Source organism: Endothiovibrio diazotrophicus, from assembly GCF_054657215.1.
Window position 1 is genome coordinate 1 of sequence record NZ_BAAHXB010000327.1, and the last position, 407, is coordinate 407.

The window sequence follows — 407 nt, forward strand, 5'->3', positions numbered from 1 at the left end:
CTCCACCAGGAGGTGATAGTGGTTGCCCATCAGGCAATAGGCGTGCATCCCCCAGTTGAAGCGCTGGCAAACCTCGCCAAGAGTTCCCAGAAAGGCGAGGCGATCATCGTCCTTACGATAGATCTCCTCGCGCCCATTTCCTCGAGAGGTTACATGGTAAAGGGCGCCTGCAAATTCAATTCGTAGTGGTCTGGCCATGGGGCAACACTACCTGGAATCGCGTTGATAGGCAAGGAGAAAGACCTGACCCCGTTGGCCGGTTGACCTGACCCCGTTGGCCGGTTGACCTGACCCCGTTGGCCGGTTGACCCCGTTGGCCGGTTGGCCGTACCAAAGCCCCAACTGCTCGACCCCCACCGAACGGGGACGGATCAGCGCCAGTGAATCCACATCCACCGACTCGATAT

1 protein-coding gene and 1 pseudogene are annotated in these 407 nt (G+C 59.0%); both read right to left on the reverse strand.

The annotated features are described in order from the left end of the window. The coding region (locus tag ACYQ2W_RS26660; RefSeq protein ID WP_459874161.1) for a transposase at positions 1–198 on the reverse strand (198 nt) is incomplete at its 3' end. Positions 199–207: 9 nt separating this feature from the next. Continuing rightward, positions 208–407: pseudogene (locus ACYQ2W_RS26665) on the reverse strand (hypothetical protein); the annotation flags it as partial.